Below are 26,998 nucleotides of genomic sequence, written 5' to 3' on the forward strand. Positions count from 1 at the left end.
TGAATTTATTAAATTTGGATAAAAAAAATCCTCCTTAAAGCATTACACTTAAGGAGAACTCAAAAACATATATATCACTATATATTCCTTAAATGTAGCTCAACACAAATTATATTTGTGATAGTTATGCATATGTTTTATACATCCCCAGGCATATAACCTTAAAGCATCAGTTATACCCTTCGGCGACAATTCCTTTTCCAATAAGTCTTCGTGCTTAACTCGTCATTGGTACTGATAATTATCGCGACCTCTACAATTAATATTCTATTTTTATTTCTAATTACTATAATATTTCTAAATGTAGAAGATCTTCATAACTTTGTCTTTTACATATTAGTTTATTTTTTCCATTTTGTACTGATACTACTGCTGGCTTTGGTATTTTATTATAGTTAGATGCCATTGAGTATCCATATGCACCAGTTGATGCAATTATAAGTATGTCTCCACTTTCTATGTCCATAATATCTACATCAGTTATTAAGATGTCTCCACTTTCACAACATTTTCCTGCTATTGTTACTTGATTTGTTTTGTCTTGTCCAATTTTATTGGCGATTGCACATTCATATCCTGCTTGATATAGAGATGGTCTTATATTATCAGTCATTCCACCATCTACACTTACATAAGTTCTTACATCTTTTATATCTTTTATTGAACCTACTGTATATATTGTACTTCCAGCATTTGCAACTATTGATCTTCCTGGTTCTATTATTAAAGTAGGGACTTTAATGCCGATTTCTTGGCAAACTTGTTGAGATTTTTCTATTATCTGTTCACAAAACTCTTTTATTGTTCTTGGCTCGTCATCTTGTGTATAATAAACGCCAACTCCTCCACCTAAATCTACTTCTGTTATGTTTATGTTATATGAATCCTTTATTTCTTTTACTAAGTTCATCATTATTTTAACTTCGTCTAAATATGGTTCTACATCAAATATTTGAGAACCTATATGAGCATGAATTCCTACTAATTCTATATTGTTATAGTTTTTTAAACTTTCAATTGCATCATGTAAATCTCCATTTGATAATGCAAATCCAAACTTAGAATCAATTTGTCCTGTCTTTATATAATCATGAGTATGTGCTTCTATTCCAGGTGTTATTCTAAAATAAACTGCTTGTTTTGTGTTTTTTCTCTCACATATTCTTTGTAGTAGATCAAGTTCATAGTAATTATCTACTACAAATCTTCCAACGCCTAAATCTATTCCCAAATCTATTTCTTCTATTGTTTTATTGCTTCCATGAAATAATATTCTCTCCATTGGAAAGTTTGATTTATGTGCTGTATATAATTCTCCTCCTGATACTACATCAAGATATAGATTTTCTTCATTTATAATCTTACACATATGTATTGGTAAAAACGCTTTTCCTGCGTATGCTACTTTATTATTGTTTTCATTTACTTTGAAATGTTTTACATATTCTCTACAGTTATTTCTAACTAATTCTTCATCAAATACGTAAAGTGGTGTTTGATATTTTTCTTTAAGCTCCCTACAACTTACACCACCTATATATAATTCATTTTCTCTTATTGACATAGTTCCTTGTAGTTTCATATTTATATTCTCCTGTAGTTTTATATTATGTTGTTAATACCACATTCTATATTTTCGTTTATATACAAAAATCCCCCTCAAGTTACACTTAAGGGGAATTTAAAAATGAATATAAATATCCCATTTATTCCTTAAATGTAGCTCAACACAAATTTAATTTGTGACAGTTATGCATATATTATATACATCCCCAGATACATAACCTTTAAGCATCAGTTATGTTCTTCGGCGATAATTCCTTTTCTAATAAATCTTCGTGCTTACCTCATTATTAGTACTTATAAGTATCGCGGCCTCTACTGTTATTATTTTTTTGTTAGTATTTAATTACTTATTCTATATATGTTATATATTTTTGTCAACAGCATTTTATTTAATTAATTTTATTTAAGAAATATTCTAAAACTATATAGTGTATATAAAGCGAATTATATATTGAATTTTTTTTATTGTTAATGTTTTTATATATATTTTTATAAAAACATATAATTTGATTTATAATTTGTTTTTAAATTTTAAAATAAATTATTTTATGAAATATTTTATGAATTTTAGTATGAATTAAAAAATAAATCACAATATAAATTATTTAACATTTATATTGTGATTCATATACATTACTTTCTTCTATTTCCCTTGTTTTTATTCCTTTTATCATACTCTTTAACATTTTTGTTTATATCGAAATCTTTTGGTAAATTTTCTTTAGTTGTTTCAAGAGTAGTTTCTAAAATATTCATTATAGTTTTGTTAACAGTAGTGTTTTTTATTTGTGAAATAGCTTTTAAAAGCTTTAAATCCTCTTCTTTGAAATAAACAGATATAGCAGTTTTCTTTACAGATTTTTCTTCTTCCATATCTAATAAATTTATACCGCCTGAAACTAAAATTTCTTTTTCAAACTTAGTTTTTAATTCATTATTAACTTTATCTTTATAACTTTTATTAGTTATTTTTACTTCATTAGAATCGTCCATAAATTTTCCTAATCCCATTTATAACACTTCCTTTTCAATTAATTCATTTATAAATTCATTAAACTCATCTCTAATTTTATGAGCCTTTTTTGTTTTCTTTAAATAATCATCTATATCCATTTTATTTAAAATAGCATTTTTTACTATTGTAGTGTCGCTAATTTTAGTATCTAATAAATCATTTTTAATGTCTTTAAAAGTATCTAAATAATCATTAAATATATCTCCTGAAGATAATTTTCTAGTTGTATGAGAGTTTATAACAACAGCTCTTTTTGATTCATTTACCATTTCCATCTCTTCTAAGTCTTGATTAAACTTTTGATAAAATAACTCGCATCCTCTTATACTTGCTATATCTTGATATTGTAGTGGAGTTATAATTGAGTCTGATATTAACATAAAGTTTCTAGCAATAAGATCATAAGAAGGTGATAAGTCTATAAATATGTAATCGTAGTTTTTAAGTGCATCTATGTTTCCTTTGAACCATCTCCATACAGCTTTTTCACGATTAGTTTTAGTTGTTAAAAATTCTGATAGTACTGATAAACTTAAGTCACTTGGTATTAAATCCATGTTTGGATATTCATCCATTGGTGCGTTTATTATTACTTCATCTGCGCTTGAGTTGTCTGTAAGGGCCTCAAACATAGTTTTGTTGTTATGTACTATTTTATACATGAATTGAGTTAAGTTAGCTTGTGTATCTGCGTCTATTATTAGTACTTTTTTACCTTGTTTGCTTAGCTTTATAGCTGTTAATATTGTAAGTGTTGTTTTACCAACGCCACCTTTAACATTAAAAAAACTTACTATTTTCAATATAATCACATCCTTTATTAATTAATTTATATTATAAATCATAACACAAATTAATTGATAAATCATTGTAAAATTTATTAATTAATTTAATAACAATTGTTTTTAAAAATAAGACAGTTACGCAACTGTATAATCAGATGTGTAACTGTCTCATTTTTATTATATATTTAAGATTATTCTAAAGTTTTTATCTGTTCTATAAAACCTTAACTTTCAAATGCTTGTTATGCTTGTGGAGGTGTCCCTTCAGCGTTTGATACAACTACATCTATTTGTACTAAAGCATCTTTCGGTAAAGCTGATACCCCAACTATTCTTCGTGCAGGAACTCCGCTTGGGAAGAATGTTGCGTAAACTTCGTTTACAGCGTCCATATCTTCAATATTTTTAAGGAATACGTTTACCTTAACTACATCGTCTATAACGTGGTCGATACTTTCTACAATTGCCTTGATATTTTTTAAGCATTGTCCAGCCTGCTCTTTTACACCACCAGCTACCATTTCACCAGTTTTTGCGTCTAAAGGTAATTGAGCTGAAAGGTGATTGTAATGAGAAAAAGCTACAGTTTGTGTATGTAGAGAACTTTTTGGTGCATTCTCCGTATTGTTTGCTTCTATTATTAGTCCATGTCTGTCTTCAACAGCTTGTGGAGGTGTTCCATCTCCGTGTGACACTACTGCTTCGATTTGTACTAAAGCATCCATAGGTAAAGCTGACGCTTCAACTATTGTACGTGCAGGTACATATGCTACTGCCCTTGCGATAGCTGAGTCTGGGAAAAATGTTGTATAAACTTCGTTTACTGCTTCAATATCCGAAATATTTTTAAGGAATATATTGATTTTAACAATATCGTCAAAAGGAACGTCGATACTTTCTAAAATTGCCTTGATATTCTTTAAGCACTGTCCAGCCTGCTCTTTTACACCACCAGCTACAACTCTACCAGATTTTGGATCGATAGGTAATTGAGCTGAAAGATTATTGTAATGAGAAAAAGCTACAGCTTGTGTAGATAGAGCACTTATTGGTGCATTTGCTGTGTTATTTGTAAGCTTTATCAGGTCGCCTGCTTGTGGTGCGTTTGGAATTGTACCTTCTCCGTTTGAAACAAGTGCTTCAACTTGTACTAAAGAATCCATAGGTAAAGCTGCAACTGCAACTACTGTACGTGTAGGAACATAGCTTGTGAAGAACGTTTTATAAACTTCATCTACAACATCCATATCTTTGATATTCTTAACAAATACAGTGATTCTAACAACATCATTCATAACATGGTCGATGCTTTCTACAATTGACTTGATGTTTTTAAAGCACTGTTTAGCCTGCTCTTTTACACCGCCAGCTACTAATTTACCAGTTTCTTGATCAATAGGTAATTGAGCTGAAAGATTATTGTAATGAGAGAAAGCTACAGTTTGTGAAGATAGAGAGTCTTTGTTAACGTTTTCCGAATTTCTTGATAATACTGTGTTATCGTTTTTCATGATAATATTCCCCTTTTGTCATATTTATTGATAGAATTATTAAAACCCATCTAATTAAATATTAAACCCTGGACTAGCTTTAATGTCAATACATATTATTATTGTCATGTCCCTTATATGTAAAAAATAAAATCGAAACTATTGCAAATGCTATATTTTATATATAATTTACTAATGGTTAAATCCAAAGGCACAAGGTCCAATATAAAGTACATAGCCAACCTGTGTTTTTATGTATATTAATATTTTTATAATTATATTAGCTAAGGCCTACTTGTGTTTTTTTGGAAATTTTTGATCAAAGATAGGTTAATTCAGGTTAAATCAACAGATAAAGATTGGATTAACTACATAAACTCAAGTTCAAGAATAATTTTTCCGAATATATTAATAGAAAAATATATATCTAATTCAAATGGAGAAGATCGATTCAATTTATCTGACTTTTAAGGTATACTAACAATATAAATTTATAAAAAATAAATAAGGAGGTATTAATTAAAATGAGTAAAAACTTTATAGAAGCATTACTAGAAACAAAGGACTTTAAAAACTCCTTATACAGCATTTTAAAACATAGCTTTTTATACCACTCAAACAAAATAGAGGGAAGTACATTTACAACAGAAGCCTTAGCCCTTTTATTAGATAAAAATGTAGTTACAGGAAAACATACATTAGATGATGTTCAAGAAACAGTAAACTCAAGTTATGTATTTGATAGGATTGTTGAAACCTTAGGAACTAAAATTAATGACCAATTTTTAAAGGACCTACACTCAAGACTTATGTTTAACACTACAATGCATGAAAGAGGATATTCAGGAGTCTATAAAACAATTCCTAATATGATAATAGGAACTAAAGCAAAAATTGCACAACCTTTTGAAGTACAACCAAAACTAGATGAATTACTAGAGTGGTACTACAACTTAGATAACATAGAATTAGAAGATATAGCAGCTTTTCATCATAGATTTGAACTAATACATCCCTTCCAAGATGGAAACGGTCGTATAGGAAGATTCCTTATGTTAAAGCAAATGCTTGAAAACAATCTACCTATAAAAATAGTATCTTGGGACAGTGAAGATTTATATAGAGAAAGTCTAAACTTATGTGATGTAGACTACTATGATCCTTTAACAAAGTACCTAGAAAGCCTAGAAGACTTTAGAGAAGAATATAAACAACTTTTGGATTTTAATTAATATATAAAATGAAAAAAGTAGTAAGTTACCTTAGAATATCTAGTTCATCACAAATTGACAACACCTCTATAGAAGTACAAAAATAAGAAGTACAAAAATAAAAAATTGAATTATACTGTAAACTTCATAACATAGATATAGTTAAAACCTATATTGACGAAGGTTTGTCAGCTAAAAACACAGATAGACCTAATTATTCTACGGTCGCATTAAAATAATAGGTGATTATATGTATTTAGCTGTTAAAGAAATTAAGCCAATATATAATCATAAATTAATATTAACTTTTGGAAATGATGAAGTTAAATTATTTGATATGACTCCATATCTAAATATCAGTATATTTAAAGAATTGAAAAATAAAAGCTTATTTAAATCAGTTAAAGTAAGCTTTTATAGTATTGAATGGCCTAATGAAGAAGATATATATAAGTTGTAAGTAAGTAGCTTAGAACTTGTATATAATTTAAAAATAGCCTCTATTTTAGACATGTTAAAAATAGAGGCTATTTATTATGTGAATAATATTAAAGTTTTAACAAGTTTCATTTATTATTTACTTAAGTCTATCAATATGTTTTTGTAATTTTTGAGCTTGTAAGCCTTCAGTCTCAGCAAATTCTTTAAAACATTTACTTAACTCTTTATCATCTACTTGTTCAGCATAGTTCATAAAATCTCTTACTTGCTCTTGAGTATCTAATAAAGCTTTTTTTAGATAATCTTGTGTGTTCATTTCCATACTATCACCTCCATATGTATTTTTTATTATTATTCCTTTATATAAACATTATTATTCCTGGCTAAAATTACAAGATAAAAAATTATTCATCAATTGTAGCAAATAAATATTTTCCACCATTTATTTTAATAATTTCATAATGAAATAGTAATTTAAAACTATTAAACTTGTTGTAGTCAGAGGTTAACTGGATAAACTCTTATTTAAAAGCCACTAAATCACTAGCATTTGATATCGGAGTAATGGTTTTATCCAAACAAAATAAATCCATTTTTATTTTCCCGCAAGCGTGACAAATTAAGGGTTAATCATAAACAAATATGTCACGTTTACGGGACATAATTTACGTATTTATTAGTTTTTCAATGTCCTGTTTGCGTGACTCTCTATAAAAACAGAAATTGATATGTTCTATCAAATGCAATAGTAAAGTAGCTTTAGTATAGAAATAGAATGATTTATAATATAAATATATTAAAACGAAGGTCTAAATATAATATGGAGGCTATTTATGAAAAGATTAAAATGTATCATTATTTTTATATTAGTAATAATTATATTACCAGGATGTAGTATAGCTACTAATGAGGAAAAGAAATTATCTAATGAAGAGTGGATAGAAGATATAAATTATTTAGACAACACGCTAAAATCAAATCACCCAGATCTATTTAAGTATATATCACAAGAAAAATGGGATAAAAGTATAGATACACTCAAATCAGATGTAAATAATCTATCAGATAAAGATACTTCTTTAAGAATAGCACAAATTATAACTTCAATAGGTGATGTACACACATTTACAGATATATTAAACTTACTTGTACCTATAGGAGAAGAAAATATAGACAATGAAGATATAGTAGAATTTCCAATTAAAGTTGAATATTTTAAAGATGGTTTAAGAGTTGTAGAGTGTGATAGCAAATATAAGGAGATATTAGGATATAAATTAATATCTATAAATGAGGTAGATACCAATGAGATTATAAGAAAAATATCAACTCTTATGAGCCATGATTATGGTAACGAACAATTTGCTAAAGAGCAATCAAAGAAGTATATGAATGTATATGAAATTTTAAGATTTTTAGATATCATAGATGAAAATGGAGCTGAATATGTACTTGAAAATGATAATAATGAAAAGATAGAGTTAAAATTAAACCCTTTAAAAAATAAAGATATAAATTATGTAAGTTTAGATACTAAAGAATTCAAAACCAATGAAAAGCCACAAAACGAAAGTGATTTTTATTGGTATAAGTTTTTTCCTGAAGATGATACACTATTTTTAAAATTTAATAGATGCTCCTCAAATACAGTTTCTGGCATTAGTGATACTCAAAAAGAAACATATCCAAATATATATGATTTTCTAGATAGGCTTATGAATGAGATAGATAATGGTGATTTTAATAAATTAGTTATAGACGTAAGAGAAAATCCAGGGGGAAGCCCTAAAGTTGTAGATGCTATGATAGAAACTCTAAAATATAGAGTTAATATAGAGGATAAAAATTTATTCGTCATAACAGGAAAGAGAACAGGTTCAGCAGCAGTTGAATTTGCAGATAAATTTCAAGATCATTTAGGTGCTACTGTAGTAGGAGAGGAAACAGGCGGTAGTATAAACCTTTTTAATACACTTAATGAAGTTATCACATTGCCTAATTCTAAACTAGATATTGCAAGTTCATATTATTTTAAAAATCGTAAAAACGGCTATATTGGAGGACTTAAGCCTGATGTAGTGATAAAACAAACATATCAAAATTATTTATATGGAACAGATGATTGTTATGAATATATAAGAACATTAAAAGTGGATTGATAGCTCATATATATATGGTAACATATCAAAATTGTGAACTATGATATAATAAAAATAACGGATATTATAAAAAGGGAGAGTATAAAGTAAGGGAAAACTTAGAAACTAAACTCTTAATGATATTCTCAACAGACTTTGGAAAAAAGGTCAGCTTGTTTGTAACAGATCCAAGAGAAGATTTAACAGAATCAGAAATAAAAGCTGCAATGGATATAATAGTTCAAAAGAATATATTTGCACCAGGTGGAGAAGATTTAAAAACTCCAGTAGAAGCAAAACTAGTTCAAACAGAAACTACAGAATATGACCTTGTAGTTGCGTAACACATGGAACACTTAAGAAATGTCCCTCTAAGCGCCGGAGGGGCTTTCTTAGCATATTTATAGATTAATAGGAGGAATAAGTCAATGGAACTAGATTTAATGCAACTGGTAGCAAATTTAGGCTTCCCCGCAATAGTTACAATGTATCTATTGGTACGTATCGAAGGGAAACTCGATGGCCTAAGTTCAAGTATCAACTCTTTAAGCTCAAATATTAATGAATTAAATAATAAAAAGTAAAAAGCCGCCTACCCATAATTGGATAAGCGGCTTTTCATTTAAAAAACTAGAACTCACTGAAAAACCATAATACCTTTTTGAACCACCTAATAGGCTAGTCACTTTATATTTGGTATTCTACAAAACAACGTAAATTCCTATTAAAAACATTACTTTTATAAAACTATCTTTAACCAAAGTTTTTTATCATCCATAAAAACAAACACTATTTAGTGTTATAAATCACTTCCAATGTTTAATATTATTATTTTATTTCATTAAACTAATTCTAAATATATTTCTTATCTATTTTCCTTTATTTCAAATTCACGTGCAAAATCTTCTCTACTTAAATCAGTTACATAAGCTGATAGATTTTCATTAAATACTTTAGCTATAATATATCTAGCTATTCCAGATACAAGTACATACTTATCTTCATCTATTTTTCTAACTGCAACAGTAAAATCTTTTCTAGATCTTCCATTTTTTAAATCTAACCAATTAAACTGTGCATTAACATGATCTTCATCTTCTAATATAACTTTTGCTGGATCTAGTTCTATAAATTCACTTTTATCTACAGCTTTTCTCCAAGGTATATATGTTTTATTTACAACATTTATTTGATTAGATATTCCCTTAAACTTTTTATTTCTTTCTTTAATATCTTTTACCTCTGGCGCTTCATATATTTCTATACTTTGAGGTGATACATATATAAATGGTGTTCCTTTTTTATTTACTAATGCTTTTACATGACCTATAACTTTTATTTCTTTGTTTGGCTTTAATAAGCTTTTCTTTTTTGATTTCCACTGAACTTTACTTAATTTAACTAAAATTATTGAATTACCTTTATCCTGTATATCTTTTCTAGCATATTCATCGATAGTATTAGTTAAAATTAAATCTACAGTTCCATCTTCTCTTATCTTAGGTTCTCTATCTAAACTTCCTGTTATAACTATTCTTGAATTAATCATAATGTCTTTCCTCCATACAAATTATTATAATAGCTTTTTTATTTCTTATAATTTGAAAAATCAATAACTTAAGCTAATACTTTCTTTTCTTCTACAACTGGTTTTTCATTAGATCTTCTATTTCCATAAATGCAGTTTTAGCTTTATCCATAATTAAAGCATCTACAACAACTCTTTCTAAACTCTACTTATCCAAATAAGTATGAGCACAATCTACATCCATATCAGGTAATGCATACTCTACATAAAGAGCAATTTAGGAAACTTTTTAAGAAACAGAGAATACCACATATTTATAAAGAGCCATTTCATGTCACCCCTACATTTCTTTTTTAAGTCGTTGAACTTGCCTTATTGATATATTTAACATTTCCGATATTTCTTTGTTCTTTAATCCTTTATTCACTAGATCTTTAATCTTATTTATATTATCTAACTTTTCTTTTTCTCTATTAGTTAATCCCTCTTCGTCTCTTCTACTATTTCTTCTTTTCACATTGTTCCTATCATACTTTTCATCAATCCCAATGATAGTTTTCATATGCTTTTGTTCACTTCTACTTATTTCTAATCGCTCAATTAAAGTATCATTTTTGTACCAATAGCCATCTTTATCTCTCATACCTTTAGAAACTCGCTTGCATTCTCCACTTCTTCTTCCTTGTTCATAAGCTATAAACTTATCTATAGCCTTTGGAACACTTCTTAAAATAGCCCTTATCTCAGTGTCCTTAAGTGGCTCAGTAAATGCACTATTTAACTCCATAACTACATTTTCAAGCTCATAAGAATCTCTAACATAAATGCCTTTCCAATATGCATAACAATGTATAGCCATGTTCCTAAAACCTGTCATATCGTACTTTCTAAGCTTGCATAGAGTTTGTAAATCATTAGCTCTTTCCATATGTAAACTATATGAATTAAAAAATCTATTTGAAATAACTCTAGTATCATTTTTCTTAGTTTCTACAATCTGTAACTGATATGATTTAGGCTTGTAATTTAAATATTGCTCTCTTAAATCATACATAGAGTACTCTAATTCATTATCAATATATAAAACCTCACAATTAGCTTCATTCTTAGAATTTATAGTTCCAGGTAATCTAAGTACCCTTGCACCATCTGTTGACTTCCTATCAGACCCTAAATGCTTTAATTGATAATATATATAGTCTTGCAGTTCTTGCCATGTATTTAAAGCTCCATATGGAGCATTTTCTATTCTCCAATAAAGATGAACTCCTTGTCCACTATCTGTAACCATCGTAGGCTTTGGAACCTTTCCATCATGATATAGCATCCATATCATATACACAGTTTCAGCTTTTTCAAACCCTAATTTATTACAATCTATATCTTGAAATAAGGCTCTAAATTGCCTTATATTTTCTACTCTTCTCTTTGGTAGATACATTGTATTTGGCGCTAAAAATACATCACTTTCATTATGAAGTACTTCTACAATCTCTCTTAACCCATCATTTCTTGTATTATATATTTTAATTGTACGTTCATCAGCACTATTTTTTTCATTTAATTTTAATATTTGTATGTAACCATCTGTACTTTCATTATATAAATGGTCACAAAAATCTGTCATTTGCATAAAAAATACCCCTCTATTTTCAGTAAATTGACACTAAAGATAAGGAGTTCTTTCAGATCATTTCACAAAAATTATTACCTAATATCAATTAATATTTTAAAATCTATGTGAATTAATTTTTATATTATTTTATATATCAAAATTATTGACTATATATGAATATGTATGATAACATTAATACATAATAAAAATATAAAAAATCTCTTATGAGAGTTCACTCTTATCAAGAGTGTTGATATAAAAGCTAGGAGTAAGTCGCCAAACTTATGAACTCCTAGCTTTTTTCTTATTCAATTTTCGATTTCTTTATCTAAATTTTAACATATTCAACCATATTAGTATATATTATTTAATCATTTCTTGAATTGCTTTGATTCTGCTTTTTATAATCTAAATACAATATTTCCTAAATATTTATCCTGACTTCAACTTATTTTTATTTTAAAAGTTGATTTGTCAAATTAATTGCAACACCTTTCCTTAATCTCACTCCAAAAAACTTCGTGTGCAGTTCTAAAACCTAGAACTTTTCTAGGTCTATGATTAATTTTATGTGCAGCTAAAGCAAGGTCTTCTTTAGTAATATTCTCAAAGTTATATCCTTTAGTGAAATATTGTCTAATAAGTCCATTTGTATTTTCGTTAGTTCCTCTTTCCCAAGAATGATAAGGTTTAGTAAATTCTTTTCCATTATCACAAGTAAAAGTTTTAATGAATTTTATAGGCATAGCCTTAAACATTTTTAATCAGCATTAATTATATTTAATTTTTGTATTTTAAGATAAAAAATAGTAAAGAATTACATCTAATTCCTTACTATCTTTTATTTATAAAATATATTTTTTTAATATTATATATTTACTAATTATTTACAACCTACACTCCCACAAGTCTAAGTATGCCTTTAATTACATCCCAGTGAGCATAAAATCACACTTGTTATTGCAGGTTGTACACCTTTTTTAGTACCTTCTTTAACTTTTAAATCTAAATCGAAATCATTTGTTTTTCCCATTGTATTTTCCCCCTGTTAAATTTTAATTTTTAGCAATAAATACATTTAGTTCGACGTCTTAACAAAATTAGTATTTACTAAATAATTTTATAGCTATCTGCTACAATTATTATCTTACAACTCAATTCTAATGTTTTTATAATTTATTTACATATTTTTCCTTTTAATGATTTATTACTTTAATTTTTTTACTTTTTGTAAACATTTATTTATTTTTCTCCATAATATTGTTTTGATTTATCATTGTCTAATTTATCAGATGTTTCATAAATTTTTTGTGCAATTTATTTTTTAGTAAGATTTTTACTTAATGCATATTCAATTGCTCTTTTATATATCCTGACTTCAACTTATTTTTATTTTAAAACAAAAAAAACTATAAAATAGCTAAGCTATTTTATAGTTTTTATATTAAATTAATACTAAATTATATTTTTATTACATTTTCAAACTTATAAATTTAAGTGCAGTTATTTATATCTACTATTAATTATTTTTTACGCCTTCCCATTTCTTAAACCATACTACTCCAACAATACATATAATTAAGAAGGATACAACCGCAATAGGTATTCCTTTAGTTATTACTTCTGTAAATGCATTTTGTAACAAACTGTTATCTACATTTCCAAACTTTGAAAATCCGTCGAGATTATACACAGGTATAATACCAATTCTAGCTGACCAAGCCCACGGTATAAACGTCCACACTCTATCTCCCATGCCCGTTTGCATTAAGGCACCTAGAAGAGTTCCTGCTGAAGTTATTAACATTGTAAGACCTATTCCAAATTTTATGCTTAGGATTAAATATAATCCATATAAAAACAATGATGCTATTATTGTAAAAAGTGTTCCTTGTAAAAATATTCCATATTCAATATTTACCCCTGGATAAAGGAACTTGATTCCTAATAATAAAATTGCTGTAGACGCAAACATATCAATTATAGTAATCAAAATTAGCATAAATAATTTACCAATATATATAGTATTTCGTGATAAAGGAACTATCAGCATTCTCCTAAATTCTCCTGCAGAATCTTCGCCCATAATATTAAGAGTTGTTAAGATTCCTGCCAGCATAGTTAATCCTGTACTTATAGTTACAAAATAAATTTCATAAACTTTAATTTGAAAAGTATAATCAATTTTAAAAACGGATATATAAGCTAAAAATAATATTGAAAATAATATTGGAACTAATAATACTATACACCTAAATGCCGTTCTTTTAGTTTTCATCCACTCTGATTTGATAGCTCTCATTAAATTCATAATTTTTAGCGAGCCTCCTTTTTAGAAAACCATAAACTTGTTAACAATGATAATCCTATAAACCCTACAATACCTACAATAAGCCCTACAGGTATTACTGAAGCATTTAATAAATTACTTGTACTTTCCAAAAGTTCTCCATTAGGATTTAATTTTAAAATTGGACACATAAGTCTCATATTTAAGCTCCAAGGACATAAGTACCAATTAGGCCCTGTTACCGTTAATATTCCCCCTGCAATCCCTATACATGTTACAAATATTGATGAAAAAGGTCCAAAAGCTTCTGATAAAAATAAACATATTGGAATTAATATAAGTGTTGTAATCCAAATTACAAAAGTTCCTAAAAATAGAGGACCCACTTGAACTAAAGAACTGTGATGAACTAATTTAATTGTTAAAAGATATAAAATAACCATAAGTGATGCTAAAAATGTATAATAAGATATAACTAAAATTTTACTAATCCACATTTTTTTTAAATTTATGTCCTTGGATTTTAATGTTCTATAGTTTCCTGCCTTTTTTTCTGTAATAGATATAAGAGTGCATAAAATAGCTATAGTAAAGGGCATAAAGGAAACACTCCACCAATTCATCGAATTAGAAAAAACATATCTATTTAAAGCTACAATTTGAATTAATATATATATTGGTGCAATATAAAAAATCTTTTTAGCAAAAGTTCTTTTATACTTTAAATCTTCTGATTTGAGCATATCAATCATTATAAAATCCCCTTCTTTCTTAAATAGTAATAGTATCCATAAATAATTTTTCTAAATCTTCATCTTTATTAATTTTATTTTGATATGTTAACTTCCCTTTATATATAATACCTATATCTTCTGCTAGTTGCGCAACTTCAGATAATATGTGACTTGAGAAAATAATAGTTATTCCTTTACTTTTTAATGATTTAATTAATCTTCTTAAATCTTCTATACCTACAGGATCTAATCCATTCATTGGTTCATCTAATATAAGAAGTTTAGGATCATTTAAAAGCGCTATAGCAATTCCAAGTCTTTGTTTCATTCCCAATGAAAATTGTCCTGCTCTTTTTTTTCCTGTATTTCTTAAACCTACAATATTTAAAACATCTTCTATTTTACTATCTTTAATATTTAAAAGCGTTGTATGAACTTTTAAATTTTCTCTTGCTGTTAAGTTTCCGTAAAGCGCTGGTGATTCTATAAGAGCTCCTATATCATTAAGGTCCTTTCTGCTCCACTTATGCCCATCTATAATTATTTCTCCGTTAGTTGGATATAAAAGACCTGTAATCATCTTTAATGTAGTAGATTTACCTGACCCATTAGGTCCTAAAAATCCATAAATACTAGCCTTTCTTATCTTTAAATTTACAGAATCTACAGCTATTTCTCCCTTAAATTTTTTTGTCAACTTTTTTGTTTCTAAAAAATATTCATTCATTTAATTATCCTCCTTATATGTTTATACAACTATCTTAACAATCAAATATAATTTTTTTATAAGGAAATAGAAAACTTTTTAGATAACTTATTTATAGGACATAAAAAAGCTAAACAATCATAAATGATCATTTAGCTTTTAATGGATTATTATGTTCTTTTAATTCTAATATGTGAAATTCTATAGTAGCTCCACCTAAATTATTATTATATGCTTTTATTGTTCCATTGTAGTTATTAACAATTTTCTTTGATATATAAAGGCCTAGTCCAAAATGATTTTTGTAATTTTCATTTTGATAAAAAGCGTTAAATAATTTTGAAGGGTCTTTTTCTTTGAACCCAGTACCTGTGTCACTACATTCAAATTTAACCTTTTTAGTTGAAGGTTCATCATATACTTTTAGAGTTATATTACCTTGGTTTGTAAACCTTAAACTATTGAAAATTATATTATCTAATACTCTAGTTAACATAGTGCTATCTAATATATATTTTTGTTTGCTTAAGTCTATTTTAAATATTATATCTATCTCTTCATTTTTAGATATGTTTTTTATTTCTAGTTCTTTATCGATTAAAAATTTCATTAAGTCTATCTCTTCATTTCTTAACAAAAAACATTCTCCGTCTACCTTATAAAATAAGGCTAAATTATCAGTTAAATTAGTCATTTTATCACAATTTTTATTTATTATCTCCATATTTTCATTTATATCATAACCAGGAATATCTTTTAAGTCTTCTATTATTTCAATTTGACCTTTAATGACAGTTATTGGAGTTCGTATATCATGAGCAACAGAAGAAATCATTATTTTTCTTTCTTCATCTAACTTAGATAATTCTTCTATATTTACATTAAGTACTTTTACCATAGTATTAAAAGATTTTTGAATTTCATTGAATTCTAAACCTTGTACTCCATTTACATAAAAATCAAAATCACCTTTAGATATTTTTTCACAGCCCTTTAAAAGAATATCCATATTTTTATATATAGATTTATATAACTTAGAAGTAAATAAAAATAAATATATTATAAAAAATATTATAGGAGAAAGTAAAGCTACTAAATATATAATAATTGTACCTTTATTTGATTGAAAATTATTTTTTATAAATGAAAAAGGTGCTTTAATAATATAAATAGCCTTTATATTATTATCTTTCATTATCCCTACATATCTATAAATGTAATTATTACTATATTTATCTTGATTTATAGAGTCCAATACATTAAAATTATTGTTTTTTACTCCGATTTCACCGTATAGATGATTACCTTCTAAGTCTACAACTTCACCTTGGATATCTTCATTATATTTTTTTACATCTATAATATTTCCATCTAAAATCCTGTCTCCTTTTTCCTTTACTTCTTCTTCTATTTCATGGATATATTTCATATAATAATCTGTTGTTCTAGCATTTGTAAAATACATAGTAGTTAAAACGAATATATATGTTAGTGCAGTTGAAATAATTGTATATATTACTATCTTTAAAACTAAAGTATAAAAATCTTTTTTTATAGTTTTATTTTTCATTTTTAACTTCCCACTTATATCCTCTTCCATATACTGTAGTTATATACGAATTTGCTTCGTCTAAGATTTTTAATTTTTTTCTAATATTTTTTATACATTCTGTAACAGTTTCTAAGTAACTTTCCGAGTTTACGCCCCATACATTATTAAAAATTTTCTCTTTTGAAAATACTATTTTTTTGTTCATTGCTAAAAATTTTATAAGCCTATACTCTTTTTTAGTTAATTTAAGCTTTTCTCCATTACAAAATATTTCATTAGACAAAACATCTATAACTACATTACCAGAACTTAGCATATAGAATTTTTTATTTTTTAATCTTTCTTCTCTTCTTAAATGACTTTCTATTCTAGCTTTTAACTCTTTAAAGCTAAAAGGTTTAGTTATGTAATCATCTCCACCTACAGATAGCGCTTCAATTTTATCTTCTTCTAAAATTTTAGCACTTATAAAAATTATAGGACAATTTACTTTATCTCTTATAATCTTACAAAGCTCTATGCCATCCATACCAGGCATCATTATATCCAACATGATTAAATCAAACTCTTTGTTTAACATATTTAATGCTTCTTTATACTCTTGAACAGTATCTACAATATAATTATAATTTTTCAAATATCCTTTTATTGTTGTACAAATATCTTTATTATCATCAATAACTAGAATTTTCTTTTCGATTTCTATAACCCTCTCCCCCTTTTTAATAGAATTTAATTTTTTGTTTAATTTTATAAAAATGATATATCATTTTTATAAAGCTAAAATAGTTGTTGAATACATTCAACAACTAAGTATAACTAGCATAATTAACTTTTATTAAATTCTGTTTTTATAATCATTTAGACTAAAAGCAGTGTCCCATGGAGTTTTCCTTCCATTTTTTATAGATAATAATGTTAAAATTATTCCTACTACCCCTTCAATTATGCCTACTGAATTATAGTAACATATTTTATCTTCTTTTTTTTCTACATCTATAAAATTAAATCTATTTTTTTCATTATAAAAAGAAATAACTTTATCACATAATTCTAATGATATAGATTTAAATTCATTAATATTTGTTAACTCATAAAATCTATTGCTTATATATGCAATTCCAGAATACCCATGACAAAATGTTGGTGATATGGCGTCTTTACTCCTTTTTGCAGCTATTTTCATAGATTCAATTGCATAATTAATATATTCATTATTATTTAAAGTCTTTCCAGCTATTAATAATGAATACGCCACTCCCGGAGTTCCATAACACCAAGCATCTCTGCAATATTCTTGAGGCCTAGTGTTATTTTTATAATCTTCAAATGATACAGTATAATTCCAACCATACCCATTTTTTTCATCTAATCTATAATTAAATAAAAAACTAGAAAATTTTTCAATTGCTTCTTGTTGACCATCTACTTCTATGCCTAATTGCTTTGCATTACACAAATTAATTAATAAAGATGGTATTCCATGAGAGAGTCCTATATTAAAAAATCCATTTGCCCATATTTCTTTTTCTTTTTTAGTATGTAAATTGTTTGATTCTATATACCATCCTGGAACCTCTATCTCCATATTTTTTTTATATTTAGAAAGATTTACTATATATTTTAACATCTTATTTATTTCTTTTTTCATATCATCTTTAAACAGCATACAATAATTTAATACTCCTGAAATACCTGAAATTGCATCATAATCATTGTCGCTTAATCCTGATTTATCTTCTAAGTGCTTTAAAGTATTTTCCAAATTATTTTTTATAAGGCTATTTACACTACTAATAAAATTTTTATATCTTTTCCCACTTTTAGATAAACATACTGTAGAAAGCCCTATGCCTGATAAACCAGAAAACATTGACAAGTTCATATCAGACCTGTTTTCTAATAGTGGAACTATTTTTTTTATATATTCATGTCCTTTTATATCCCATTCTTCTTCTGGATATTGTTCATTTAACTCTCCATATAAAATACATAATGATGGTAGTCCATCACTAAGAGTTAATTCATCATAAATATTAAACTTTTCTCCCTCTACTTCTAAATAATATTTGTCCTCTTTTGAAGATTGAACTATTTTATCATAATCTAACAGTTTAATAGCTGTATCATACACCATTTTTTCAATATCTATATTTTTATTTATTAATTTTTCTTCCATTTTAATTTCCCCTAATTAACAATTTCACATCTAAGTGTTTCAATTTCATACATTTCTTTATATACTTTATTATTTTCAAATAGCTCATCATGAGTACCTATCCCTACAATACTGCCTTTATCCATAACTATTATCTTATCTGCTAATTTTGCTGTTGATAACCTATGAGAAATAAAAATTCCTATTTTATTTTCTACCATTTTTATGAATGTATCAATAAGTTTTTTCTCTGCTATAGGATCTAATGCAGAACTTGGTTCATCTAAAATATATAAAGAGGCATCTCTAAACAAAGTCCTCGCTATTGCAATTTTTTGCCACTGACCTCCAGATAATTCCATACCATTATTAAACCAAACACCTAATTGTGCATCTACATCATTAATATAATTAATATCCATATCTTTAATTACTTTTTTTATTTTTTTATCGTCATTAATGCTATCAATATCTCCAAATGCTACATTTTCTCTAAAAGTAAGTTCATATTTAGCAAAATCTTGGAAAAGTGCTGCTATATTCTTTCTTAAATTTAAAATATTATAAGTGTTAACACAATCATCATTAAATAAAATAGTATTATCGTCTACATTATATAAACTTAACAATAATTTTGCCAATGTACTTTTACCAGAACCATTTTTTCCAACAATTGCAACTGTCTCACCTTTATTTATTTCAAAATTTATATTTTTTAACACTTCTACATTGCTAGAAGGATAACTAAAGTTTAAATTTTTAACTTGAATTTTTTCTATTTCACTTATAGAATTCTTTTTAGTTAAATTCTGTTCACTTTCATCTAAATCTTCTTTTATAGATAAAAAATCAAATAATTGTTCTATATATAAATTGTCTTGATATAGAGAATATATTGTATTTAATATCTTTTTACTATTATTTGCAACTAAATTAAGAGCATTTATTAATCCTACTACATTTCCTATTAATATCTCTCCTATTGTTGCTGAGTATATAACAATTATTAATATTATATCTATACAAATTTGCTCTACTATTTCAAAGAAAAATGTAAAAGTAGTTCTTTTTTTCAATAAACAAACGTCTTCTTTAACAAAAACTTTATTCATATCTTTATATTTCTTAAGTAAATAATTCCCTAAATTATATAACTTTATTTCTTTAAAAGCATTATCTCTTGTTAATAAATAAGTTAAGTACCAGCTTTTTCTATTATTAGAGGCTCTAGACCATAAAACATTAAATTCTCTTTGAGCTATTTTAAAGAAAGATAATGATGATAATAATGGAATTAAAACTAATATAGCTAATACCCATGGCTTCCAATTAACTATAATAATAACTGACGATACTAAGGTTATTAATGATGTCATTATAACTATAATTGATAAAAATATACTATATGGTTTATATGAAGTTTCATTTTGTACACGTTGCAACTTATCATAGATATCCGAATCTTCAAAATGTCTTAATGATAATCTAGTACATTTGTCCATAATTAAATAATTAAGCTTGAAATTAGTAAGTCTTTGAAAACGACCATCTAAGTATTCAAGTAAACTACCTATACAATTACTTAATAAATTAGCTAGTATATAAGCAATTAACGCACCTAATATAATTTTCATATTTTTTGTTTCTATTAAATTCAATAATTTTTGAGAAGTTAATAACGTAATTATAGGACACAGTCCACTAAATAAGCTTAATAAAATAATCAGATAAAAATTAGTTTTATCTACTTTCTTTATTAAGTTAAGTATTTTAGGAATAGTTTTGAGCATATTTAATATTTGCTTTATTGAAACATGAGTCTCGTATTGTTTTAAATCCATACTATTTCTCCTATTTTTCTATTTGTACATTATTTTTTTTGAAATATTTTAATGAATATAATGCATGAGAGGCTAATGCTCTAACTTTTATTTCGAATTCTCTATCTATTCCAAATAATCTATTGCAATGTAAATGAATTATACTATCTAAAATAGAGTACTTCTCTATATCTTTTAATGATTTATTTATTTTTTCTGAGTAATTTTTTACTATATCCCATCTTTTATTTAAAATATTTAAAAGTAAAGTTCCTTCCTCAGTAGCCCTTAAATTTTCCCAATTATTGTTGCTGTTGCATAACTCCATATATTCTTTTCTATTTTTATTAAAGTCCTCTCTATAGTCAGAAGATTTAATTTGAGACCTTAAAAATTCAACTTGTTTATCATATTCCACTCCATAATTTTCTATGTAGTGTATTATAGATACCATTCCTATAAACTCTTTAGTGAAGTTTAAATTGTTTAATCTTTGTTCTCTTAAAATCGCTTCTACTACTATACTATCAAAATAAAAAAGATTTTCAGCTACATCCATAAGCTTTGAGCCACCATATCGTTCAACTTCTCTATCATATGAATCTATTACATATCTATTCATTAAACCTTTTTCCATTAAACTTTTTAGCCAATCTTGTATTTCTGGATATAATTCTAAAAGCTTTTCTCTTGGAGCATTTAGTCTTAATCTTAGATGAGGAACTGGATCTGCATAGCGCATAAAGAAATACTTATCTATATCTCCTTTGCTTACTTTCTCTTCACAGTATCGTGAAACATCAAAAGATATTAAATCTTCAATATTACTTGCTACTCCATATAATTTTAAATAAAGCCATTGATCAAATGGTAATTTTAAACGTTCTTCACTTAAACTAGGTATATCCTCTCTTATGATCTCTGTAGATTGTATTTTAGGTTGCTCTTTTTTTACTTTTAATAATGGTACAACCAACTCACAAAAATATTCTTTTTGTTCTTTATCTTTAACTATATTAAATTCCTCATCTTCGTAAGAGTTTAATATTACTTCATCTTTATTGTTAATTTCATGTTGCAATATTTCTAAACTTCTTAAATCTTTAGCATTTAATAAAGTTCTGTTATCTCCTGAAGTTAGATAAACATATTTAGGTACATCATACTTATCAAAATATTTTCCTATTATATCTTTGAATTTATCAAAGCTTGTCTTTTTATTTACGCCTAAAATTTCTTTATCAAATTTCCAAATTGAAGGAGATATAGTAAAGTTTTTATACTCAATTTTAGGAATATATATACTATTATTAAATATATTATTCCATGGAAATTCATACCAAAATCTTTTACCATCTTGATTTATATCACTTAAAAATTTTATTGCATTCGGAGCAAAATCTATATTTAGCATATTATTTATTGTTATAATCAATCTTTTATTTAAAGATTTGCTCTTGGCATAAAATTTATTATTTTCTATTCCTATAAAAATATCATCTAATGATATTCTATGTTTATCATCTTTTGAACTATTAGTACACAGTGCTATTTCATAATCACTACCATGTATATTTCTAGATACATTTGATACTCTTACTTTATTAGGTAAATAAACTAATTCACATGTTATATAATTATTTTGACCAAATATATCAAGTTCACTTTTAGCTACCGTACTGAAACAGTTTTTTTCATCCTGCATCATATAAGAAAATCTTCCAAATGATTTTCCAGCATAATTTGATCCTAAGTTAGGACCTATATAGTACTTTAAGTTATTCTGTTCGTTTTCTTTTGAATTAGATTTTATCATTAAGTTTAATTCTAATGAATTAGGTGCTTCATCATAACTATATTCTGGTAATTGTAAATTTTTTATTTCTTTATCATTGATAACAATGCTTTTTTTATTTTTAATTGCATCTATATATTTATATTCAAAATATGTTTTTAAATTTCTATTTATTTGATTGTTTAATATTACTTGTTCAACCCTATTAGTTGGTGGATATTTATAACCAATTGGAGCTCCTATACCTCTATCATTATCTAACATTTCTAATAAAGATACTTCTCTATCTTCTCCATATCTTTCTATAAACTGTTGTTTGTATCTTTTAAAATATGAATCTCTATCTTTAAATGGTGTTGATATAGTTAAAATCATATTAACTAAATCATTTATTTCATCTATAACTTTACTATTCATTGTTTTTTCTTCTAAATTTAATTTCATATCTACTTGTAGTATACTTTTGCATGAAACAATATTTTTCATTTTAGAACATAAATTTATATATATTTCTTCACCTTGACCTAAATCAGTTTCCATATATTCTTTTATTAAATTTTTAATTTCTATTAATTGATTTTTTAAACCATTAATAATATTTAATCTATCAATTTCATTAATAATATAATCTAATTGATCATCTACTGTTAATGGTGGCATCAAATTAGATATTAAATATTCATTTTTTATTAAATTTTTTAAATACGCTTCTATTGTTTGTTCATACTCACTTCCATAATTGTCTATTAGTTTTTGAAGTAAATCTTTATATGATATTGTATTTTGTGTTAATTGTAATATAAGTTCTAATGAACCTGTTAATTTTATACTAATTTCTTCTATATTGGAGTCGTTGGCATTTTCATTAATCTCTTCATTTTTTTCAGTTGAATATAATAAGAATACTCTTTCTCCTTTTATTAAAATACTATCATTTTTTCTATAATTTAAATTCATATATTCTATATCTTCTATGTGTTTAACTAATTTAATTAACCACTCTATATCTGGGCGAACATATTTTTTATATTTATTATCTGAGTATTTTAATGTTGTTTTATCATTAGTATAATTTCCAAAATCAACTCCCGAAAATAATCCAAAAGGTGTTGGTCTTGTACTTATTCTAGTTAGATATTTATAAATAGACTGTAAAAAATAATCTAACTTTTTTATATCTTTTCCTTCAGAAAAATCTATTAACGTACTATAAAGACTTTTACTACTTATTAAAATACATTCTCTAAATACACGATTTTTACATAAAGATCTTATATAGTCTATATTCTTTTTATTATCACACTCTTCATTAAAAAATTCAAAAAATTTATCTACTGAAAAAGTTGGCGTTCTAATCATAAATGTATCTATATTTTTGTATAAATTATTTTTCATTATTTAAACTCGCTCTCTATTATTTGTTTAATATTTTAATAATGCTAATAAAACTTATCAATTATATATAAAGTTTTATTAGCATTAATTATATTTAATTTTTGTATTTTAAGATAAAAAATAGTAAAGAATCACTTCTAATTCCTTACTATCTTTTATTTATAAAATATATTTTTTTTATATTATATATTTACTAATTATTTGCAACCATTACTCATGCAAGTCATAATTACACCAGTAATACATCCAGCTGTACATAAAGATATACTTGTTATTGCAGGTTTTACACCGTTTTTAGTACCTTCTTTAACTTTTAAGTCTAAATCGAAATCATTTGTTTTTCCCATTGTATTTTCCCCCTGTTAAATTTTAATTTTTAGCAACCAATACATTTAGTTGGACGCCTTAACAAAATTATTATTTGCTAAATAATTTTATAGCTCTCTGCTACAATTATTATCTTACAACTCAATTCTAATGTTTTTATAATGTTTTTATAATTTTTTTATATATTTTTCCTTTTAATGATTTATTACTTTAATTTTTTTACTTTTTTGTAAAAATTTATTTATTTTCCTCTAATGCATTATATGCATTAGCCATTCCTTCTCCATAATATTGTTTTGATTTATCATTGTCTAATTTATCAGATGTTTCATAAATTTTTTGTGCAACTTCTTTTGGAGTAAGGTTTTTATTTTGACATAAAAGAAGTCCTGCTATTGCTGATACCTTTGGAGCTGCTATTGATGTTCCTACTTCAAACATATACTGTCCACCAATTGATGTGCTTAAGCAAAAATCATTAACATTCATAGATTCTGTTTTAGAATAATCTCCTCCAGGAGCTGCTATGTGAACAAAATATTTACCATAATTTGAATAAGATGCTATAGTGTCTTCTCTTCCTGTCCCCGAAACATTTATAACTCCCTCAATACTTCCAGGTATCTGATAAGCGACCCCTTCATAAATGAATCCCTCTTCTTTATCTCTATTATTAAGAAATTTTGTTATATTTTGACCATCAGAGCAATCAATTCCATCATTACCTGCGGAAGTAACTACTGTAACATTTTTATTTAATGCATATTCAATTGCTCTTTTATATAATGCATATTCAGCCATATCATCACCTAAGTCCTGTTTAATTCCAGTATTAGGATCAACCCAATAACATTTACCTTTTAAATCATATCCTGACATACTTAAATTTATAACATTTGCTCCATCGTCAGTCGCTTTTATTATTGCAGAAGACATTATAGTAGCATTAGTGTTACCTTTTGAGTCAAATACACGATAACTCTTAAAACCTATATTAGGAGCTACACCTTTAATTCTTCCATTTCCCGCAATGCTTCCTGAAACATACGTTCCATGTCCTAATCTATCATTTATATCTTTTGGTTCTCCATTCTCCGTTTCATCGCCGTTAAAATTTTTTGGAATAAAATTTTCTCCACCTAAAAGATTATTCTTTAAATCTGGATGTTTTTCATCTATTCCCGAATCTAAAATCCCTATTACTACATCATGATTTCCAGTTTCTAATTGAAAACTATTTCCATCATTTGTAACTCTTTTAATATCCCATTGATATAAATCATATAAGTCTCCATCTTCACCAGTTACTTGTGATCTTGATTTTCTAATTAAATTTTCTCTAAATTTTATTGTTTTTTCTTTTGGAATTAGAATATTATGATTTGGCGATATTGATTTTACAGAATTATAAGATTTGATTTTAGGTATAATATTAGTATTGCATTCAACCTCTATACCCCCAATTTCAGGTAATGTACTTATTACTTTTCCTCCATCATTTTCTATTAAGTCCTTAACATTAGTATCAATATTGTTTTCATTGAATAATACAATCATTTTAGTATTATTACTTTTATCTAATTCTAGAGCTTGTACTTTACTGTCATTAAATGCAACAGTAAATATAAAAATTGAAAATAATACTAAATAAATTTTTTTAAATCCTAACCCTTTGTTCATATAAATCTCCCCTTTATAAAGCAATTTTTAAATATAATATAACATTTTTGTAATATATTGTATACTTGCTTGCATTAATGTCATTTTTAAAATAAAAGCAAGAAAAACAACACTAGACGAAAGAATTGAAATTGTGGGATTTTGTATAGCAAATAATTTTAATTATGAGCTAACTTCAGATAAATATAATGTATCATATAATCAAATTTATACATGGGTGAAAAAGTTAAAAAAAATGGAGAGGAGATGATACTTCATAGCATAAAAAAAGAAACTATATATATTGCAATAAAGGAATTAAATCAAGAAGGATATCCGATATTTACACTATGTAAATTTGCAGGTATTGCAACGAGTTCATATTATAAATGGTTAAATAAAACGATCAATCTTAAGAGAGTCTACAGATTAATGAAAACATCAAATCTACATGCGGTAATCCGTAAGAAAAAGAAAAAAGATTTAGCAATATCTAATAATCCTACTGTAAAACCATTATTTCATAGTGATAGAGGATTTCAATATACACATAAAGCTTTTAAAGCTAAGTTAGATAAGCAAGAACCTGTTCAAAGTATGTCCAGGGTGCCAAGGTGTATAGATAATGGTCCTATGGAAGGTTTTTGGGGAATTATTAAATCAGAGATGTATTATTTGAATAAGTTTCATACATTTGAGGAATTAAAATTAGCAATAGATAATTATATAAAATTTTATAATGAAAAAAGTGATGTTAGTATAATTGCATAGAC

General features: G+C 26.0%; 25 protein-coding genes, 1 pseudogene and 2 riboswitches. Of the genes and pseudogenes, 7 read left to right on the top strand and 19 right to left on the bottom strand.

The window, feature by feature from the left end:
- Positions 1–87: 87 nt before the first annotated feature.
- A riboswitch (Lysine riboswitch) is annotated at positions 88–264 on the bottom strand.
- Positions 265–286: 22 nt separating this feature from the next.
- From lysA to QOZ84_RS11700, 4 genes are all read right to left on the bottom strand, one after another.
- Complete coding sequence (gene lysA / locus QOZ84_RS11685) at positions 287–1,582, bottom strand: diaminopimelate decarboxylase (RefSeq protein WP_284133144.1); 1,296 nt, start codon at positions 1,580–1,582, stop codon at positions 287–289.
- A gap of 130 nt (positions 1,583–1,712) precedes the next feature.
- A riboswitch (Lysine riboswitch) is annotated at positions 1,713–1,889 on the bottom strand.
- A 310-nt stretch (positions 1,890–2,199) separates the two neighbouring features.
- Entirely contained in the window at positions 2,200–2,577 is a 378-nt protein-coding gene (locus QOZ84_RS11690) for a hypothetical protein (protein ID WP_284133145.1), read from the bottom strand.
- Positions 2,578–3,384: a ParA family protein gene (locus tag QOZ84_RS11695; protein WP_284133146.1), complete on the bottom strand. Its 807-nt coding sequence runs from the start codon at positions 3,382–3,384 to the stop codon at positions 2,578–2,580.
- A 224-nt stretch (positions 3,385–3,608) separates the two neighbouring features.
- Positions 3,609–4,877: a RidA family protein gene (locus QOZ84_RS11700; RefSeq protein ID WP_284133147.1), complete on the bottom strand. Its 1,269-nt coding sequence runs from the start codon at positions 4,875–4,877 to the stop codon at positions 3,609–3,611.
- 503 nt (positions 4,878–5,380) lie between these two features.
- On the opposite strand from QOZ84_RS11700, the gene QOZ84_RS11705 reads away from it, so the two are divergent.
- Together QOZ84_RS11705 and QOZ84_RS11710 are read left to right on the top strand one after the other, a co-directional pair.
- A complete protein-coding gene (locus QOZ84_RS11705) occupies positions 5,381–6,088 on the top strand; it encodes a Fic family protein (protein ID WP_284133148.1) in 708 nt (235 codons plus the stop codon).
- 229 nt (positions 6,089–6,317) lie between these two features.
- Positions 6,318–6,527 carry a DUF2442 domain-containing protein gene (locus QOZ84_RS11710; protein ID WP_284133149.1) on the top strand — a complete coding sequence of 70 codons (210 nt, stop codon included), beginning with the start codon at positions 6,318–6,320 and terminating at the stop codon, positions 6,525–6,527.
- Between the two features lie 117 nt (positions 6,528–6,644).
- On the opposite strand, the gene QOZ84_RS11715 is transcribed toward QOZ84_RS11710, so the two are convergent.
- The gene (locus QOZ84_RS11715) at positions 6,645–6,830 is read right to left on the bottom strand and encodes a hypothetical protein (RefSeq protein ID WP_284133150.1); all 186 of its coding nucleotides are present in this window, start codon (positions 6,828–6,830) and stop codon (positions 6,645–6,647) included.
- 511 nt (positions 6,831–7,341) lie between these two features.
- On the opposite strand from QOZ84_RS11715, the gene QOZ84_RS11720 reads away from it, so the two are divergent.
- The 3 genes from QOZ84_RS11720 to QOZ84_RS11730 all read left to right on the top strand — a co-directional run bounded on the left by QOZ84_RS11720 (position 7,342) and on the right by QOZ84_RS11730 (position 9,230).
- Positions 7,342–8,667 carry a S41 family peptidase gene (locus tag QOZ84_RS11720; RefSeq protein ID WP_284133151.1) on the top strand — a complete coding sequence of 442 codons (1,326 nt, stop codon included), beginning with the start codon at positions 7,342–7,344 and terminating at the stop codon, positions 8,665–8,667.
- 116 nt (positions 8,668–8,783) lie between these two features.
- A complete protein-coding gene (locus tag QOZ84_RS11725) occupies positions 8,784–8,990 on the top strand; it encodes a DUF2922 domain-containing protein (RefSeq protein WP_284133152.1) in 207 nt (68 codons plus the stop codon).
- Positions 8,991–9,074: 84 nt separating this feature from the next.
- The gene (locus tag QOZ84_RS11730) at positions 9,075–9,230 is read left to right on the top strand and encodes a YvrJ family protein (protein ID WP_069203140.1); all 156 of its coding nucleotides are present in this window, start codon (positions 9,075–9,077) and stop codon (positions 9,228–9,230) included.
- Between the two features lie 281 nt (positions 9,231–9,511).
- On the opposite strand, the gene QOZ84_RS11735 is transcribed toward QOZ84_RS11730, so the two are convergent.
- From QOZ84_RS11735 to QOZ84_RS11800, 14 genes and pseudogenes are all read right to left on the bottom strand, one after another.
- A complete protein-coding gene (locus tag QOZ84_RS11735; RefSeq protein ID WP_284133153.1) occupies positions 9,512–10,195 on the bottom strand; it encodes a hypothetical protein in 684 nt (227 codons plus the stop codon).
- Positions 10,196–10,514: 319 nt separating this feature from the next.
- Complete coding sequence (locus tag QOZ84_RS11740; protein ID WP_284133154.1) at positions 10,515–11,807, bottom strand: helix-turn-helix domain-containing protein; 1,293 nt, start codon at positions 11,805–11,807, stop codon at positions 10,515–10,517.
- A gap of 461 nt (positions 11,808–12,268) precedes the next feature.
- A pseudogene (locus QOZ84_RS11745) lies at positions 12,269–12,517 on the bottom strand (transposase); the annotation flags it as partial.
- Positions 12,518–12,711: 194 nt separating this feature from the next.
- Positions 12,712–12,822 carry a gallidermin/nisin family lantibiotic gene (locus tag QOZ84_RS11750; protein ID WP_284133155.1) on the bottom strand — a complete coding sequence of 37 codons (111 nt, stop codon included), beginning with the start codon at positions 12,820–12,822 and terminating at the stop codon, positions 12,712–12,714.
- Positions 12,823–13,308: 486 nt separating this feature from the next.
- Positions 13,309–14,100 (bottom strand): lantibiotic immunity ABC transporter MutG family permease subunit, encoded by a 792-nt coding sequence (locus QOZ84_RS11755; RefSeq protein ID WP_284133156.1) that lies wholly within the window; start codon positions 14,098–14,100, stop codon positions 13,309–13,311.
- 5 nt (positions 14,101–14,105) lie between these two features.
- Entirely contained in the window at positions 14,106–14,831 is a 726-nt protein-coding gene (locus QOZ84_RS11760) for a lantibiotic immunity ABC transporter MutE/EpiE family permease subunit (protein ID WP_284133157.1), read from the bottom strand.
- 19 nt (positions 14,832–14,850) lie between these two features.
- Positions 14,851–15,540, bottom strand: coding sequence for a lantibiotic protection ABC transporter ATP-binding protein (locus QOZ84_RS11765; protein WP_284133158.1), 690 nt, complete (start codon positions 15,538–15,540; stop codon positions 14,851–14,853).
- Positions 15,541–15,667: 127 nt separating this feature from the next.
- A complete protein-coding gene (locus tag QOZ84_RS11770; protein WP_284133159.1) occupies positions 15,668–17,089 on the bottom strand; it encodes a HAMP domain-containing sensor histidine kinase in 1,422 nt (473 codons plus the stop codon).
- A complete protein-coding gene (locus QOZ84_RS11775) occupies positions 17,079–17,834 on the bottom strand; it encodes a response regulator transcription factor (RefSeq protein WP_331496575.1) in 756 nt (251 codons plus the stop codon). The genes QOZ84_RS11770 and QOZ84_RS11775 overlap by 11 nt, the downstream gene beginning before the upstream one ends.
- A gap of 75 nt (positions 17,835–17,909) precedes the next feature.
- A complete protein-coding gene (locus QOZ84_RS11780) occupies positions 17,910–19,250 on the bottom strand; it encodes a lanthionine synthetase C family protein (protein WP_284133160.1) in 1,341 nt (446 codons plus the stop codon).
- Positions 19,251–19,261: 11 nt separating this feature from the next.
- Positions 19,262–21,070, bottom strand: a complete 1,809-nt coding sequence (locus QOZ84_RS11785; RefSeq protein WP_284133161.1) for an ABC transporter ATP-binding protein — start codon at positions 21,068–21,070, stop codon at positions 19,262–19,264.
- Positions 21,071–21,080: 10 nt separating this feature from the next.
- The gene (locus tag QOZ84_RS11790) at positions 21,081–24,239 is read right to left on the bottom strand and encodes a lantibiotic dehydratase (RefSeq protein ID WP_284133162.1); all 3,159 of its coding nucleotides are present in this window, start codon (positions 24,237–24,239) and stop codon (positions 21,081–21,083) included.
- 197 nt (positions 24,240–24,436) lie between these two features.
- The gene (locus QOZ84_RS11795) at positions 24,437–24,586 is read right to left on the bottom strand and encodes a gallidermin/nisin family lantibiotic (protein ID WP_284133163.1); all 150 of its coding nucleotides are present in this window, start codon (positions 24,584–24,586) and stop codon (positions 24,437–24,439) included.
- Positions 24,587–24,803: 217 nt separating this feature from the next.
- Positions 24,804–26,246 (bottom strand): S8 family peptidase, encoded by a 1,443-nt coding sequence (locus tag QOZ84_RS11800; RefSeq protein WP_284133164.1) that lies wholly within the window; start codon positions 26,244–26,246, stop codon positions 24,804–24,806.
- A gap of 130 nt (positions 26,247–26,376) precedes the next feature.
- On the opposite strand from QOZ84_RS11800, the gene QOZ84_RS16680 reads away from it, so the two are divergent.
- Both QOZ84_RS16680 and QOZ84_RS11805 read left to right on the top strand, forming a co-directional pair.
- Positions 26,377–26,496, top strand: a complete 120-nt coding sequence (locus QOZ84_RS16680) for a hypothetical protein (RefSeq protein ID WP_416390352.1) — start codon at positions 26,377–26,379, stop codon at positions 26,494–26,496.
- Positions 26,493–26,996 carry an IS3 family transposase gene (locus tag QOZ84_RS11805; RefSeq protein ID WP_284133165.1) on the top strand — a complete coding sequence of 168 codons (504 nt, stop codon included), beginning with the start codon at positions 26,493–26,495 and terminating at the stop codon, positions 26,994–26,996. Before QOZ84_RS16680 ends, QOZ84_RS11805 begins: the two co-directional genes overlap by 4 nt.
- Positions 26,997–26,998: the final 2 nt, after the last annotated feature.

The sequence above is a fragment of the Romboutsia sedimentorum genome (assembly GCF_030131845.1).
GTDB classification, from domain to species: Bacteria; Bacillota; Clostridia; order Peptostreptococcales; family Peptostreptococcaceae; genus Romboutsia_D; species Romboutsia_D sedimentorum.